This window comes from Streptomyces sp. NPDC021020 (genome assembly GCF_044333285.1).
GTDB lineage: Bacteria > Actinomycetota > Actinomycetes > Streptomycetales > Streptomycetaceae > Actinacidiphila.
On the sequence record NZ_JBIRQQ010000008.1, the window covers coordinates 415,006 to 430,039 of the forward strand.

14 protein-coding genes are annotated in these 15,034 nt (G+C 74.3%); 11 read left to right on the forward strand and 3 right to left on the reverse strand.

Annotated features, from left to right (window positions below; translation table 11 throughout):
- Positions 1-346: 346 nt before the first annotated feature.
- Positions 347-766, reverse strand: coding sequence for a hypothetical protein (locus tag ACH4SL_RS25610; protein WP_398449455.1), 420 nt, complete (start codon positions 764-766; stop codon positions 347-349).
- A 154-nt stretch (positions 767-920) separates the two neighbouring features.
- On the opposite strand from ACH4SL_RS25610, the gene def reads away from it, so the two are divergent.
- The 3 genes from def to ACH4SL_RS25625 all read left to right on the forward strand — a co-directional run bounded on the left by def (position 921) and on the right by ACH4SL_RS25625 (position 3,926).
- On the forward strand, positions 921-1,466 hold the full coding sequence (gene def, locus ACH4SL_RS25615) for a peptide deformylase (RefSeq protein ID WP_398449457.1): 546 nt from the start codon (positions 921-923) through the stop codon (positions 1,464-1,466).
- 22 nt (positions 1,467-1,488) lie between these two features.
- On the forward strand, positions 1,489-2,421 hold the full coding sequence (fmt, locus tag ACH4SL_RS25620; RefSeq protein WP_398449459.1) for a methionyl-tRNA formyltransferase: 933 nt from the start codon (positions 1,489-1,491) through the stop codon (positions 2,419-2,421).
- Positions 2,422-2,483: 62 nt separating this feature from the next.
- Entirely contained in the window at positions 2,484-3,926 is a 1,443-nt protein-coding gene (locus tag ACH4SL_RS25625; protein WP_398449461.1) for an RsmB/NOP family class I SAM-dependent RNA methyltransferase, read from the forward strand.
- 172 nt (positions 3,927-4,098) lie between these two features.
- Here the strand turns inward: ACH4SL_RS25625 and ACH4SL_RS25630 are convergent, their stop codons facing one another.
- Positions 4,099-6,198, reverse strand: coding sequence for an MMPL family transporter (locus ACH4SL_RS25630; RefSeq protein WP_398449463.1), 2,100 nt, complete (start codon positions 6,196-6,198; stop codon positions 4,099-4,101).
- Positions 6,199-6,384: 186 nt separating this feature from the next.
- On the opposite strand from ACH4SL_RS25630, the gene rpe reads away from it, so the two are divergent.
- From rpe to ACH4SL_RS25670, 8 genes are all read left to right on the forward strand, one after another.
- On the forward strand, positions 6,385-7,050 hold the full coding sequence (gene rpe, locus ACH4SL_RS25635; RefSeq protein WP_398449465.1) for a ribulose-phosphate 3-epimerase: 666 nt from the start codon (positions 6,385-6,387) through the stop codon (positions 7,048-7,050).
- Positions 7,051-7,146: 96 nt separating this feature from the next.
- Positions 7,147-8,160 carry a sugar-binding transcriptional regulator gene (locus ACH4SL_RS25640; protein WP_398449467.1) on the forward strand — a complete coding sequence of 338 codons (1,014 nt, stop codon included), beginning with the start codon at positions 7,147-7,149 and terminating at the stop codon, positions 8,158-8,160.
- Positions 8,161-8,256: 96 nt separating this feature from the next.
- Positions 8,257-8,592 (forward strand): barstar family protein, encoded by a 336-nt coding sequence (locus tag ACH4SL_RS25645; protein ID WP_398449469.1) that lies wholly within the window; start codon positions 8,257-8,259, stop codon positions 8,590-8,592.
- 25 nt (positions 8,593-8,617) lie between these two features.
- Entirely contained in the window at positions 8,618-10,066 is a 1,449-nt protein-coding gene (locus ACH4SL_RS25650; protein WP_398449471.1) for a GuaB1 family IMP dehydrogenase-related protein, read from the forward strand.
- Positions 10,067-10,087: 21 nt separating this feature from the next.
- Complete coding sequence (locus ACH4SL_RS25655) at positions 10,088-10,543, forward strand: Lrp/AsnC family transcriptional regulator (RefSeq protein WP_031517638.1); 456 nt, start codon at positions 10,088-10,090, stop codon at positions 10,541-10,543.
- A gap of 116 nt (positions 10,544-10,659) precedes the next feature.
- Positions 10,660-11,607 (forward strand): PRC and DUF2382 domain-containing protein, encoded by a 948-nt coding sequence (locus ACH4SL_RS25660; protein ID WP_398449473.1) that lies wholly within the window; start codon positions 10,660-10,662, stop codon positions 11,605-11,607.
- Positions 11,608-11,834: 227 nt separating this feature from the next.
- A complete protein-coding gene (locus tag ACH4SL_RS25665; RefSeq protein WP_398449646.1) occupies positions 11,835-12,599 on the forward strand; it encodes a carbon-nitrogen hydrolase family protein in 765 nt (254 codons plus the stop codon).
- Complete coding sequence (locus tag ACH4SL_RS25670; RefSeq protein WP_398449475.1) at positions 12,596-14,302, forward strand: flavin monoamine oxidase family protein; 1,707 nt, start codon at positions 12,596-12,598, stop codon at positions 14,300-14,302. The genes ACH4SL_RS25665 and ACH4SL_RS25670 overlap by 4 nt, the downstream gene beginning before the upstream one ends.
- Here the strand turns inward: ACH4SL_RS25670 and ACH4SL_RS25675 are convergent.
- Positions 14,263-14,973: a DUF5995 family protein gene (locus ACH4SL_RS25675; protein WP_398449477.1), complete on the reverse strand. Its 711-nt coding sequence runs from the start codon at positions 14,971-14,973 to the stop codon at positions 14,263-14,265. The two genes, ACH4SL_RS25670 and ACH4SL_RS25675, sit on opposite strands and share 40 nt — an antisense overlap.
- Positions 14,974-15,034 lie beyond the last annotated feature (61 nt).

The following is a 15,034-nucleotide window of genomic DNA, read 5'->3' on the forward strand; positions in this document are numbered from 1 at the left end:
TTCCCGCCCCGCCCACCCGTGCGGGTGCTTGGCCGTCTGCCGGTGCCACTCGTGGGTGGGTCGGGTGCCGCCCCGGGGCACCTCCTCGGAATGCGCGTCCGACCTCATGCGCTGGGCGGCGGGTCCCGGGTGCGCATTCCTGCGGGGGCACCCCGGACCGTCCCCCTCCGGGAGCGTTGGCGGCGTTCCGCCCGGTGGGGGTGGAGGAAAAACGAGGTACTGCGGGGAGCCCCCGACGGCGACTCGGCCCCACAGGTGGACCGAAACTTTCTGCTCTCACCTGCACGGGTGGTGGGGGTGGGAAAACCCCCGCGCCGGAGGCGCGGGGGCGCACCGCGCCGGGGGCTCAGCCGTTGCGGGGGCTCGGGAGGAGGGGGTCGGGGAGAGGGGCGTCCTCCGGGAGGGGGGGAGGGACGGGCGGGCGGCGCCCGCCGTAGCGGCGGTGGACCGCCTGCTTGGTCACCCCCAGGGCGGAGCCCACCGCGTCCCAGGAGAAGCCGAGGGAGCGGTCGAACTCGACCGCCGCGGTCACGAGGGTCTCGACGCTGTCCCGAAGCTCCTGCGCGAGCCGCACCGTGGGGGCGGGCGCGCGGCCGTAGACGACGAAGCCGGCCGTGGGGCCGCCGCGGCGCGGGCGGTAGACGTTGCCCAGCTGGGCGGTGAGCGTCCGCAGCGCGTCCGCCTGGCGGCGGACCCTCTCGATGTCCCGCACCAGCAGGTGCAGACTGGCCCGCGCCTGGGCGTCAGGGGTTGCGTGGTCGGGCATCAACAGGCCTCTCCAACCGACGGTGACGGGTCGAACTCTCCTGACCAACGCGCCACCGGCCTCGGGAGTCACGCCCTGGGGGCGTGCGGTGGGTCGCGCACCCCCGGGGATCTAGAATTGGCAGCCGTTCCCCGTCCGGCAGGAGAGGCCCCGCGTGACCGTCAAGCCCATCCGCCTGTTCGGCGATCCGGTGCTGCGTCAGGTGGCGCAGCCGGTGACGACGTTCGACGCGGAATTGCGCACCCTGGTGAAGGACCTGACCGAGACGATGCAGGCGGCGCCCGGTGCGGGGCTCGCGGCGCCGCAACTGGGCGTGCCGCTGCGGGTGTTCACGTACTTCGTGGAAGGCGAGCTGGGACACCTGGTCAATCCGGAGCTGACGCTGGGCGAGGAGGTGCAGGACGGCCCGGAGGGCTGCCTGTCGATCCCGGGGCTCACGTACGACTGCCGGCGGGCGCTGGAAGTGGTGGCCCGGGGGCTGGACATGTACGGGGAGCCGCTGGAGATTCGCGGGACCCAGCGGCTGGCCCGGTGCATCCAGCACGAGACCGACCATCTGGACGGCATCCTGTTCGTCGACCGGCTGGACGCCGAGCAGCAGGCGGCCGCGATGCGGGCGATCCGTGAGGCCGAGTGGGCGGGGCAGATTCCGCCCGAGGTCAGGGTGTCGCCGCACGACACGTTCGGCCGCGGCCGGTAACCGAGAGAGGCACACCCGCACGATGAAGCTCGTCTTCGCCGGCACCCCCGAGGTCGCCGTACCCGCGCTCGACGCCCTGATCGCCGCCGGGCGGCACGAGGTCGCCGCCGTCGTGACCCGGCCGGACGCGGTCGCCGGGCGCGGCCGCAAGCTCGTGGCCAGCCCGGTCGCGCAGCGCGCCGAGGAGGCCGGGATCGAGGTGCTCAAGCCCGGCAGGCCGCGGGAGCCCGAATTCCTGGAGCGGCTGCGGGAGATCGCCCCCGACTGCTGCCCGGTCGTCGCGTACGGGGCGCTGCTGCCCCGGGTCGCGCTGGACGTGCCGCGGCACGGCTGGGTCAACCTGCACTTCTCGCTGCTGCCCGCGTGGCGCGGGGCCGCGCCCGTGCAGCACGCGGTGATGGCCGGTGACGAGATGACCGGTGCCGCCACCTTCCTGATCGAGGAGGGCCTGGACTCCGGGCCGGTCTACGGGGTCGTCACCGAGGCCGTGCGGCCGAAGGACACCAGCGGGGATCTGCTGGGGCGGCTCGCGGTGAGCGGCGCCGGGCTGCTGGTCGCCACGATGGACGGCATCGAGGACGGCTCGCTCGTCGCGCGCGAGCAGCCCGCGGACGGGGTCACCCTCGCGCCGAAGCTCACCGTGGAGAACGCCGAGGTGGACTGGTCGGCGCCCGCGCTGCGGGTCGACCGGCTGGTGCGGGGCTGCACCCCGGCCCCCGGCGCCTGGACGCTGGTCGGCGGCGAGCGGCTCAAGCTCGGCCCCGTCACCCCCGCGCCCGAGCGCACCGACCTCGCGCCCGGCGAGCTGGCCGTCGCCAAGAACGCCGTGCACGTCGGGACGGGCAGCCACGCGGTCCTGCTGGGCGAGGTGCAGGCGCAGGGCAAGAAGCGGATGCCCGCGGCCGACTGGGCCCGCGGCGTCCAGCCGCCCGTCGGCACGGTCCTCGGCCGCTGACCGTACGGCGTAGGCTTGCGAGGTTCGACGACAAGACGACAAACGTGACGAAACAGAGCGCAGTGAACGGCAGACACCAGCAGCGCCGCCCGCAGGGCACCCCCCACCGGCGTCCGCAGCGCGACCCCGTACGGGTCCTCGCGTTCGAGGCGCTGCGCGCCGTCGACGAGCGGGACGCGTACGCCAACCTGGTCCTCCCCGGGCTGCTGCGCACCGCCGAGCGCGAGGCGGCCGACCAGGGCCGCTCGTTCGACCGGCGTGACGCGGCGCTGGCCACCGAGCTGGTCTACGGCACCCTGCGCAACCAGGGCACGTACGACGCGGTGATCGCCGCCTGCGTCGACCGGCCGCTGCGCGAGGTCGACCCGCCGGTGCTTGACGTGCTCTCGCTCGGCGCGCACCAGCTGCTCGCGACGCGCATCCCGCCGCACGCCGCGGTCTCCGCGACCGTCGACCTCGCCCGCGTGGTGCTGGGGGAGGGCCGCGCGCGGTTCGTCAACGCGGTGCTGCGCAAGGTCGCCGCGCACGACCTCGCCGGGTGGCTGGAGCGTGTCGCGCCGCGTTACGAGGACGACGCCGAGGGGCATCTCGCCGTGGTCCACTCGCACCCGCGGTGGATCGTCTCCGCCCTGTGGGACGCGCTCGGCGGCGGTCGGGCGGGCGTCGAGGAGCTGCTCGCCGCGGACAACGCGCGACCCGAGGTCACCCTTGTCGCCCGCCCCGGCCGCGCCACCGCCGCGGAGGTCGCCGCCGCGATGCCGGAAGGCTCCACCGAGCCCGGCCGCTGGTCGCCCTACGCCGTACGCCTCGCCGAGGGCGGCGACCCCGCCGCGGTGCCGGCCGTGGCCGAGGGCCGGGCCGGCGTCCAGGACGAGGGCAGCCAGCTCGTCGCCGCCGCGCTGGCCGCGGTGCCCGTCGAGGGCCGCGACGAGCGCTGGCTCGACGGCTGCGCGGGCCCCGGCGGCAAGGCCGCGCTGCTCGCCGGGCTCGCGGCGGGGCGCGGCGCGCGGCTCGTCGCCGTCGAGAAGCAGCCGCACCGCGCGCGGCTCGTCGGCCGCGCGCTGGCGGGCAACCCCGGGCCGTACCAGGTCCTCGTGGCCGACGGCACCCGCCCGGTGTGGGCCCCCGGCTCCTTCGACCGGGTCCTCGTCGACGTCCCCTGCACGGGCCTCGGCGCGCTGCGCCGCCGGCCCGAGGCACGCTGGCGGCGCCGCGCGGAGGACGTCCGCGGCTTCGGCCCCCTCCAGCGCGGCCTCCTCACGGAGGCGGTCGCCGCCACCCGCCCCGGCGGCGTCGTCGGCTACGCCACCTGCTCGCCGCACCTGGCGGAGACGCGCGAGGTCGTGGACGACGTCCTCGCCCGCACCCCGGGCCTCGAACTCCTCGACGCGCGGGAATTCCTTCCAGGGGTGCAGGATCTCGGGCCCGGTCCGACGGTTCAGCTCTGGCCGCACGTGCACGGCACCGACGCGATGTTCCTGGCGCTCCTCCGCCGCACGTCCTGACCGCGCCCCTGCGAAGGGGCTGCGCCCCGCCAGGGGCGCGGGGAACTGCGCGAGCAACCCACCACCGGCAGGTGGTCCGGAATGAACCGTACTGCCCCTTCGGGCCGGTGACGACCCGCGCCCCGGTGGGGGCTGGGCGCGCAGTCCCCCGCGCCCTTGTGGGGCACGGTCTCTACGCGGAAGGGCGCCCCAGGCGGGACGGCAGCCACGTGCGGTCGCCCAGGTCCAGCGTGATCGCGGAGACCAGGACCGAGCGGACGACGAACGTGTCGAGCAGGACGCCGAAGGCCACCGCGAAGCCGATCTCCGCGAAGGCGACCACCGGCAGGGTGCCGAGGACGGCGAAGGTGCCGGCGAGGACGAGGCCCGCGGAGGTGATGACGCCGCCGGTGGCGGCGAGGCCGGTCAGGACGCCCTGCCGGGTGCCCAGCGCCGCGCTCTCCTCGCGGATGCGGGTCATCAGGAAGATGTTGTAGTCGATGCCGAGCGCGACCAGGAAGACGAAGACGAACAGCGGGAAGGCGGTGTCCTCGCCCGCGTAGTCGAAGACGTGCGCGAAGACCAGCGAGCTGACGCCGAGCGCGGCCGCGAAGGACAGCACGACGGTCGCGATGAGCACCAGGGGCGCGACGAGCGCACGCAGCAGCACCGCGAGGATGAGCAGCACGACCAGCAGGATCAGCGGGATGAGCAGGAGATTGTCGCGGGTGGAGGCGCGCGCGGTGTCCTGCTGGACCGCGGTGCTGCCGCCGACCTTCGCGTCGGCGCCGGGGATGGCGTGCAGGACGTCGCGGGCGTGGTCGACGGTGCGGCGGGCCGCGTCGGTGTCGGGCTTCCGGGTGAGCGTGGCCTCCAGGTAGACGAGGCCGTTCTTGCGCGGTGTGACGCCCGGCGGGGTGCCGACGCTCGCGGGCAGGACGCCGGGCAGGCCGCGCAGCGCCGCGGTGACCTGGGGGGCGGCGCCCGCGCGGGCGATGACGACCATGGGCTGGCCGCCGCCCGCGGGGAAGTAGCGGTCCTGGAGGTGCTGGCCGACGACCGAGTCGGGGGTGTCGGTGAAGCTGTCCGCCTGCGCCAGGCCGTCCGCGTTGATCGCGAAGAGCCCGAAGCCGAGGGCGCCGAGGACGACGACGGTGGTGCTCCACACCAGGCGCGGGCGGCGGCTGATGCGCCGGCCGATGCGCGCCCACACGCCGGTCGCGGTGGGCTCGGGTGTGCCGACGTGCGGGATCGCGGGCCAGAAGACCCAGCGGCCGGCGATCACCAGCAGTGCGGGGAAGAGCGTGATCATCGAGGTGAGCGCGACGGCCACGCCGATCGCGGCGACCGGCCCGAGTCCTGAGGTGGAGTTCATCTCGGCGGCGAGCAGGCATAGCATGCTCAGCGCGACGGTCGCGGCGCTGGCGATGACGGCGGGCCCGGCGCGGTGCAGGGCGAGGGCCATCGCCTCGTGGCGGTCCTCGTGGTGGCGCAGCTCCTCGCGGTAGCGGGCGACGAGCAGCAGCGCGTAGTCCGTCCCGGCGCCGAAGACCAGCACGGTGAGGATGCCGGCGCTCTGCGCGTTGACGACCAGGCCGGCGTGCCGGGCCAGCAGGTAGACCAGGGCCTCGGTGGTGAAGAGCGCGGCGATGACGGAGACCACCGGGAGCACCAGCAGGGTCAGGCTGCGGTAGGTGACGAGCAGGATCACCACGACGACGGCGAGGGCCGCGTAGAGGAGGGTGCCGTCGATGCCGGCGAAGGCCTTGCTGGAGTCGGCGGCGAAGCCGCCGGGGCCGGTGATGTGCACCTGGAGGCCGTCGGTGCCGCGGCCGGCGGTGTCGCGCAGGTCGTCCACCGCGTCCTCGACGGAGGTCCAGCCCTTCTCCTCCAGCACGATCGGCACGATGACCTGGGCGGCCCGCGGGTCCTGCGGGCGGTCGAGCACCGGGCCCGCGGTGCGCGAGCCGATGATGCCGTGCGCGGTCATGGTGCGGACGGCCGCGGTGTTGCGGCCGATGACGGCGACGTCGGCGGGGGTGAGGCCGCCGGGGCGGGTGTAGATGACGACGGCCGGGGCGGATTCGGGGACGAACTGCTTCTGCAGCTGGAGCACCCGGGTGGATTCGGCGTCGCCGGGCAGCCAGCTCGCCGCGTCGTTCTTCTCCGCGTCCATGAGCCTGGTGGCCAGCGGGGCGAGGGCGACGAGCACGACCACCCACAGGGCCAGCACGACCCACTTGCTGCGCCGTCCGGTGACCAGGTGCGCCAGCCGTCCCGCCGTGCCCGCCATCCGCGTGATCCCCCCATGGTCCGCTCGGAGGTGGCCCCGTGACACCCCGGCAGGTACGCGGGGCGGGCCGGTCCCAGCATGGCACCGGTGTTCGGACCGCGCCCGTCGGCCGCGGCGGGGCGGGCCCCGCGGGGGCGGGCCCGTACCGGGTTTTCGCGGTGCCCGGCGATCTGGTTTGCTGGGGCCATGAGCGTGCAGATCAGCCCCAGCATCCTGTCCGCGGACTTCGCCCGGCTGGCCGACGAGGCCAAGGCGGTCGAGGGTGCCGACTGGCTCCATGTCGACGTGATGGACAACCACTTCGTGCCGAACCTGACGCTGGGTCTGCCGGTGGTGGAGTCGCTGCGCAAGGCGACCGGGACCCCGCTGGACTGCCATCTGATGATCGAGGACCCGGACCGCTGGGCGCCCGCGTACGTCGAGGCCGGCGCCTCGTCGGTGACCTTCCACGTCGAGGCCGCGGCCGCGCCCGTACGTATCGCCCGGGAGATCCGCGCCAAGGGCGCCCGCGCGTCGATGGCGCTGCGGCCGGCGACGCCGATCGAGCCGTACGAGGACCTGCTGCCGGAACTCGACATGCTGCTGGTCATGACCGTGGAGCCGGGCTTCGGCGGGCAGAGCTTCCTGGACATCATGCTGCCCAAGATCCGCCGCACCCGGCAGCTGATCGACAAGCACGGCCTGGAGATCTGGCTCCAGGTGGACGGCGGGGTGTCCGCCGAGACCATCGAGCGCTGCGCGGAGGCCGGCGCCGACAACTTCGTGGCGGGCAACGCGGTGTACGGCGCGGACGACCCGGCGGCGGCCGTGCGGGGCCTGCGCGAGCAGGCCGCCAAGGCACACCGGCACTGATCTGCGGCCGCCGGGTGCTTACGCGCCCGTAACCCCCGGCGTCTGCGAGGATGGGCGGGGAAGCCGGACCGGCCGGGCGACTGGGGAGAGACGGACGTGAGCACAGGCCGCGCGCAGGCGCGCATGGGCCCAGGGGAGATGGTCCAGGCGGCGGCGATGGCGCGTCGCTTCTACCTGGAGGGGAAGTCCAAGATCCAGATCGCCGAGGAGTTCGGCGTGAGCCGCTTCAAGGTGGCCCGGGTCCTGGAGACGGCGCTGGAACGCGAACTGGTGCGGATCGAGATCCGGGTACCGGCCGAGCTGGACGCCGAACGCTCCGACGCACTGCGCGCGCACTACGGGCTGCGGCACGCGGTCGTCGTGCAGACCCCGCAGGACCAGGCCGACGCCCCCGACCCGGAGAACCTGGGCGCGGTCGCCGCCGGCCTGCTCGGCGAGCTGGTCAGCGACGGCGACGTGCTGGGCCTGGCCTGGGGCCGCTCCATCATCACCATGGCCAACGCGATCGACCGCCTCGCCCCCTGCACCGTCGTCCAGCTCACCGGCGTCTACGACGTCGGCACCGCCGAGCGCGGCTCGGTCGAGGCGGTGCGCACCGCGGCGGCCGTCTCCGGCGGCGAGGCGCACCCGCTGTACGCGCCCATGGTGCTCGGCGACCCGGCCACCGCCGCCGCGCTGCGCGGCCAGAGCGGTATCGCCGCGGTCATGGGCTACTACGACAAGGTGACCGTCGCGGTGGTGTCCGTCGGCTCGTGGGAGGCGGGGGTCTCCACGGTCCACGACGCGCTCACCGACGAGGAGCGCGAGCACTACGCCGGGCTCGGGGTGGCCGCCGAGATGTCCTCGCACCTCTTCGACGCGGCCGGCCGCCGGGTGGGCCGCGACCTGGGGGAGCGCTGCATCACCATCGACGCCGACCGGCTGCGCCGCATCCCCGAGGTGGTGGCCATCGCGGGTGGTACGCGCAAGGCCGCCGCGATCGACGCGGTCCTGCGCTCGGGCCTGGTCACCAGCCTGGTCACCGACATCGCCGCCGCCGACCGGCTGCTGTCCGGCACCGGCCCCGCGGAGCGCCCGGCGCTGGAGCGCACCGACCCCGACGAGCGCTGACGAGCGCTGACGAGCACCGGAGTGAACGCAGGCGAGCGCTGCTGACCGGCGCGCCGCTGCCGCGCGCCCCGGCACCTGCTGTGACAGCATCGGCCCATGCTCGTGCTCGACCTGACCGGCGTCGGCGACCGGCAGGCGTTCATGGACCGGTGCACCGCCGACCTGGGCCTGCCGGAGTGGTTCGGCCGCACCTGGGACTCGCTCGCCGACTGCCTCACCGACCTGTCGTGGTGGCCCGCCGGGCCGGACGGGCGGCGGCTGGAGGTCCGCGGCTGGCCGGGCTTCGCGCGGGCGCTGCCGCGCGAGTGGCGGATCGTGCGGGACATCCTGCGGGACGCCGAGCTGTTCTGGCGGGACACCGACACCGAGCTGCGGGTCGTCCTGGAGGAAGACACGAGTGCGGTCGGCCAAGAGCCGGACGTTCATCCGTAGGCGTTGTCTCCCCGCGCATGCAAATATGAAGTACGTGCGTTTCATAAACGATGTTCAGCCTCCGTACGACCTGACGTACGACGACGTCTTCATGGTGCCCAGCCGCAGCGCGGTGGGCTCCCGGCAGGGTGTGGACCTTCGGTCGCCCGACGGGACCGGCACCACGATCCCGCTGGTGGTCGCCAACATGACCGCCGTCGCCGGCCGCCGGATGGCCGAGACCATGGCCCGCCGAGGCGGGCTCGCGGTCATCCCGCAGGACATTCCGATCGATGTCGTCGCCGACGTGGTCGGCTACGTCAAGCAGCGCCATCTGGTGCTGGACACCCCGATCACCCTGGCCCCCGGCCAGACCGTCGCCGACGCGCTGTCGCTGCTGCCCAAGCGGGCGCACGGCGCGGGCGTCGTCGTCGAGGACGGCCGCCCGGTCGGTGTCGTGACCGAGTCGGACCTGACGGGCGTGGACCGCTTCACCCAGCTGTCCGAGGTGATGTCCGCCGACCTGCTGGTGCTGGACGCCGGTATCGACCCGCGGGACGCCTTCAACCGGCTGGAGGACGCGCACCGCAAGCTCGCGCCCGCCGTGGACGCCGACGGCCGGCTCGCCGGCATCCTCACCCGGACCGCCGCGCTGCGCGCCACGCTCTACCAGCCCGCCGTCGACGCCGAGGGCAGGCTGCGGATCGCCGCGGCCGTCGGCATCAACGGGGACGTGGCGGGCAAGGCCGCGCAGCTGCTCAAGGCCGGGGTGGACACCCTCGTGGTGGACACCGCGCACGGCCACCAGGAGTCGATGCTCGCCGCGGTCCGCGCGGTGCGCGCGCTCGACCCGCGGGTGCCGGTCGTCGCGGGCAACGTGGTGTCGGCCGAGGGCACCCGCGATCTGATCGAGGCGGGCGCCGACATCGTCAAGGTCGGCGTGGGCCCCGGCGCGATGTGCACCACCCGGATGATGACCGGGGTGGGCCGCCCGCAGTTCTCCGCCGTCCTGGAGTGCGTCGCCGAGGCGCGCCGGCACGGCAAGCACGTATGGGCCGACGGCGGTGTGCGCCACCCGCGGGACGTCGCGATGGCCCTCGCGGCGGGCGCCTCCAACGTCATGATCGGCTCGTGGTTCGCCGGGACGTACGAGTCGCCCGGCGACCTCCAGCAGGCCGCGGACGGCCGGCTCTACAAGGAGTCCTTCGGCATGGCCTCGGCCCGCGCGGTCCGCAACCGCACCAGCGAGGAGTCGGCGTACGACCGGGCGCGCAAGGGGCTCTTCGAGGAGGGCATCTCCACCTCGCGGATGTACCTCGACCCGGCGCGGCCCGGTGTGGAGGACCTGGTCGACTCGATCATCGCCGGGGTCCGCAGCGCGTGCACGTACGCGGGTGCGGGCTCGCTCGCGGAGTTCGAGCGCAACGCGATCGTCGGCATCCAGAGCGCCGCGGGATACGCCGAGGGCAAGCCCTTGCACGCCAGCTGGCAGTAGCCGGCGGTAGCGTCGGGCCTCGTGCCGCTGAACGAACTCGACGAACGCATCGTCCACGCGCTGGCCGCCGACGCCCGCCGCACCTACGCCGACATCGGCGCCGAGGTGGGCCTGTCGGCCCCCGCCGTCAAGCGCCGGGTCGACCGGCTGCGGGCGGCGGGGGCGATCACCGGCTTCACCGTGCGCGTCGACCCGGCCGCGCTCGGCTGGCAGACCGAGGCCCTCGTGGAGCTGTACTGCCGCCACAACACCTCGCCCGACGACATCCGGCGCGGTCTGTCCCGCTACCCGGAGGTGGCGTCCGCCTCGACCGTGACCGGTGAGGCGGACGCGGTCGTGCAGGTCTTCGCCGCCGATGTGCGGCACTTCGAGCAGGTGCTTGAGCGCATCGCCGGCGAGCCCTTCGTGACCAGGACCAAGTCGGTGCTGGTGCTCTCGCCGCTGCTGCGCCGCTACGGGGCGGGCAGCCCCGGCTGATCCGGCCGGCGCGCGGACCCTTGGGGAAAATATCGGGTTCGATAGGTTTTGCCGGATTCTCCCGGGTAATCCGTTCAGTGACCGTTCCCAGGTCACGGCAGCCCCGAGGAGGCGACATGATCACGCGCGAACAGATACCCCAGGTGGTGGGCCATCCGGTCCATGACGCCGAGGGCAAGAAGGTCGGCGACGCGAAGCACATGTACCTGGACGACAACACCGGCAGCCCCGAGTGGGTGACGGTCAAGACCGGGTTCTTCGGCAGCAACGAGACCTTCGTACCGACCCGTTCCGCGCGGCTTGTCCAGGACCACCTGGAGGTGCCGTACGCCCGGGAGAAGATCAAGGGCGCGCCCAACGTGGACGTCGACTCCGGCGGCCACCTGTCGGTCGAGGAGGAGCAGCACCTCTACCGCTACTACGGCATCGAGCGCAGCGGCGGCAAGGACGAGTCCGCCGGCACCACCGGCAAGGCCGCCGCCGCGGGCGGGGCGGCGGGCGCGGCGGGCGCCGCCGCGGGCACGAAGCGCTCCGCGCGGGACACCGGGGCCGACACCTCCGGCGGGATGGGCGACAAGTCCGCCGCCGCGGGCGCGGGTGCCGGGATGGGCACGTCCGGGATGCCCGGCCGCACGGGCGCGCCGGAACGCGGCACCGCGGCCGCGGCCGAGGGCGAGGCCATGACGCGCTCCGAGGAGGAGATGCACGTCAAGGTCGAACGCCACGCCTCGGGCAAGGCCAGGCTGCGCAAGTTCGTCGAGGTCGAGGAGGTCGAGCAGACCGTCCCCGTACGCCATGAGGAGGTCAAGCTCGAACGCGAGCCGCTGAGCGCGTCCGACCGCGAGGCCCTGCGCTCCGGCGCCGAGATCGGCGAGGCCGAGCGCTATGTGACCCTGCACGAGGAGAACCCCGTCGTCGAGACGGAGGTCGTCGCCAAGGAGCGGGTCAGGATGCGGGTCGAGGAGCACGTCGAGCAGAAGAAGGTGCACGGGCGCGTGCGGAAGGAAAAGATCGAGACGGACATGGAGTCCCCCTCGGATCCCCTTCCGGGCGACACCCGCTGACCGCTCCGGTCCCCGCCCGGCCTCCGGCCCCCCGGAGGCCGGGCGCCCTTCTGTGCACCGCACCGCGCAACGGATCACCGGCGGAGCCGGAAAAGCCGCAACGGATCGCTCGTCGGAGCGCAAGGGATAGCTCTTGAGTGCGCCGGAGTCAGTGCGTAGCGTCGAGGGCATATGGGTTGACCTGCGGAAAGAAGGAGTGCGGGGTGCGGATCGCGCTGGCTCAGGGGATGGGGCCCGGCGGGGCGGCGTTCGAGGCGGCGGCGCGCGAGGCGGCTCGCGGCGGGGCGCGGCTCATGGTCGCGCCCGAGCTGTCCTGGACCGGCTATGTGCTGGGACCGCGGGCGGCGGAGCTGGCGGAGCCCGCGGACGGGCCCGCCGCGGAGTGCGCCGCCCGCGTCGCGGAGCGGTACGGGATCGCGGTCGTGTACGGCGCGCCCGAGCGCGACGGGGACGCCGTCCGCAACACCGTCACCCTCGTCGGGCCCGACGGCGCCGCGAAGGCCACGTACCGCAAGGCGCATCTGTACGGCGAGGACGAGCGCGCCGCCTTCGCGCCCGGCGCCGAGCCGGTCGTGCAGGCCGAGCTGGACGGCCTCGTGATCGGCCTGCTCGTCTGCTACGACGTGGAATTCCCGGAGGCGGTGCGCGCGCACGCGCTGGCCGGCACCGACGTGCTGGCGGTGCCCACCGCGCTGATGCGCCCCTACGAGGCGGTGCCGCGGCTGCTCGTACCGGCGAGGGCGTACGAGAACGGGCTGTACGTCGCCTACGCCAACCGCTGCGGCCCGGAGGGCGGCTACGACTTCGCCGGGCTGAGCTGCCTCGCCGGGCCGGACGGCGAGGTCGCCGCGCGGGCCGGGGCGGGGCCCGGCGTGCTGTTCGGCGACGCCGACCCGGCGCGGATCGCCGAGGCGCGCGCGGCCACGCCGTACCTCGACGACCGCCGCCCCGACCTCTACCGCACCCTCACCGCCAGGAGCCCCCGCACATGACGTCCGTGCCCACCGCCGTCCACGACGAGCAGCACATCGCGGCGCAGGCCCGGCCGCCCGTCACGATGTCCGGTCCCGACTTCCCCTTCCCCTACGACGACTTCCTCGCCCACCCCGCGGGCCTCGGCGCGGTGCCGCCCGCCGAGCACGGCACCGAGGTCGCGATCGTCGGCGGCGGGCTGTCCGGGATCGTGGCCGCGTACGAGCTGCTGGCCATGGGCCTGCGGCCGGTGGTCTACGAGGCCGACCGGATCGGCGGGCGGCTGCGCACGGTCGGCTTCGACGGCTGCGACCCGGAACTGACCGCGGAGATGGGCGCGATGCGCTTCCCGCCGTCCTCCACCGCCTTCTGGCACTACGCGGACCTGGCGGGCCTGACCAGCTCGCCCTTCCCCAACCCGCTGGCACCCGCGACCCCGTCGACCGTCGTCGACCTCAAGGGCGAGACGCACTACGCCACGTCGGTGGAGGACCTGCCCGAGGTCTACCACCAGGTGATGCACGCCTGGAACGCCTGCCTGGAGGAGGGCGCCGACTTCTCCGCGATGCAGCGCGCGCTGCGCGAGCGGGACGTACCGGAGATCCGCCGGATATGGTCCGCGCTCGTGGAGCGGCTGGACAACCAGACGTTCTACGGCTTCCTGTGCGACTCGCCCGCCTTCCGCTCCTTCCGGCACCGGGAGATCTTCGGGCAGGTCGGCTTCGGCACCGGCGGCTGGGACACCGACTTCCCCAACTCGATCCTGGAGATCCTGCGGGTCGTCTACACCGGCGCCGACGACGACCACCGCAGCATCGACGGCGGCAGCCGCCAACTGCCGCTGCGGCTGTGGGAGAAGGCCCCCGACAAGCCCGTGCACTGGCCCCGCGGCACCTCGCTCGCCTCGCTGCACGAGGGCGGCAGCCCGCGCCCCGCGGTCACCGGGCTGCACCGCACGGCGGGCAACCGCATCACCGTCACCGACACCACCGGCGACATCCGCTCGTACAAGGCGGTGGTCTTCACCGCGCAGAGCTGGATGCTGCTGTCCAAGATCGCCTGCGACGACGCGCTCTTCCCGATCGACCACTGGACGGCGATGGAGCGCACCCACTACATGGCGTCCAGCAAGCTCTTCGTGCCCGTCGACCGGCCCTTCTGGCGGGACAGGGACCCGCGCACCGGGCGGGACGTGATGTCGATGACGCTCACCGACCGGATGACCCGCGGCACCTACCTGCTGGAGCAGGGGCCGGACCGGCCCGCCGCGATCTGCCTGTCGTACACCTGGAGCGACGACAGCCTCAAGTGGCTGCCGCTGAGCGCGCACGAGCGCATGGAGGTCATGCTCGGCTCGCTCGCCGAGATCTACCCGGGCGTCGACATCAGGAAGCACGTCATCGGCAACCCGGTGACCGTCTCCTGGGAGAACGAGCCCTACTTCATGGGCGCCTTCAAGGCGAACCTGCCCGGCCACTACCGCTACCAGCGGCGGCTGTTCACGCACTTCGTGCAGGACACGCTGCCCGCCGACCGGCGCGGCCTCTTCCTCGCGGGCGACGACATCTCGTGGACCGCCGGGTGGGCCGAGGGCGCGGTGCAGACCGCGCTCAACGCGGTGTGGGGCGTCATGCACCACCTCGGCGGCGCCACCGACCCGCTCAACCCCGGGCCCGGCGACCGCTACGACGAGCTGGCGCCGGTGCTGCTGCCCGAGGACTGACGCGGGCAGCCGGCCGGTGTCAGCAGCAGCCGGCCGACCAGGCCCACCCCGGCGTCCAGCCGGCTCACGCACTCGTCGTACGCGGCCGGGGAGCCGCGCAGCGCCCACAGCAACCGGGCCGCCGCCCAGGCCGCGTCCCGGGCGCGGGCCAGCGACCAGCACCCCACGACGTGGGTGAGCGGGTCGGCGGCCTCCAGCAGGTCGGGGCCGGGCATCAGCTCCTCGCGGACGCGCTCCTCGATCGCGGTGAGCACCTCGCCGATCCGGTCGAAGTCCGCTTCGAGCGCGGCGAGTCCGAGCCCGGTGGCGCGGCAGGTGTCCAGCACCGCGAGCGCCAGGTCGTGGCCGACGTGCGCGTTGACGCCGGCCAGCGCGAACTGCAGCGGCCGCACCCCCGGGTGGGCGCGCATCGCGAACAGCGGGCGCCAGCAGGCGGGCGGGCGGCGGCCCGCCGCGTCGTCCTCGACCGCCGCCAGGAAGCGCCCGGCGAACCGCACCGCGAGCCGGGCCGCCACCACCCGGTCGGCGAAGTCGCCGCCCGCGAGCCGCCGTTCGACCTCCTCGGTCACGGAGGCGTAGACCCGGGTGAAGACGGCGACGCCGTCCCCGTACGGCAGGCCCGCGTCGGTGGCCCTCATCCGCTCCAGCACGGCGGCTACGTCGGTCGTCATACGCCCCAGTCTGTCCGCGCCCGCACCACCCCCGCCGCACGGCGCACCGCGACACGTGCCC

Bases quoted from the DNA above. Each gene is read 5' to 3' on its own strand.
- ACH4SL_RS25610 (WP_398449455.1), bottom strand. From the start codon at position 766: ATGCCCGACCACGCAACCCCTGACGCCCAGGCGCGGGCCAGTCTGCAC.
- fmt (WP_398449459.1), top strand. From the start codon at position 1,489: ATGAAGCTCGTCTTCGCCGGCACCCCCGAGGTCGCCGTACCCGCGCTC.
- ACH4SL_RS25630 (WP_398449463.1), bottom strand. From the start codon at position 6,198: ATGGCGGGCACGGCGGGACGGCTGGCGCACCTGGTCACCGGACGGCGC.
- rpe (WP_398449465.1), top strand. From the start codon at position 6,385: ATGAGCGTGCAGATCAGCCCCAGCATCCTGTCCGCGGACTTCGCCCGG.
- ACH4SL_RS25645 (WP_398449469.1), top strand. From the start codon at position 8,257: ATGCTCGTGCTCGACCTGACCGGCGTCGGCGACCGGCAGGCGTTCATG.
- ACH4SL_RS25650 (WP_398449471.1), top strand. From the start codon at position 8,618: ATGAAGTACGTGCGTTTCATAAACGATGTTCAGCCTCCGTACGACCTG.
- ACH4SL_RS25660 (WP_398449473.1), top strand. From the start codon at position 10,660: ATGATCACGCGCGAACAGATACCCCAGGTGGTGGGCCATCCGGTCCAT.
- ACH4SL_RS25665 (WP_398449646.1), top strand. From the start codon at position 11,835: ATGGGGCCCGGCGGGGCGGCGTTCGAGGCGGCGGCGCGCGAGGCGGCT.
- ACH4SL_RS25670 (WP_398449475.1), top strand. From the start codon at position 12,596: ATGACGTCCGTGCCCACCGCCGTCCACGACGAGCAGCACATCGCGGCG.
- ACH4SL_RS25675 (WP_398449477.1), bottom strand. From the start codon at position 14,973: ATGACGACCGACGTAGCCGCCGTGCTGGAGCGGATGAGGGCCACCGAC.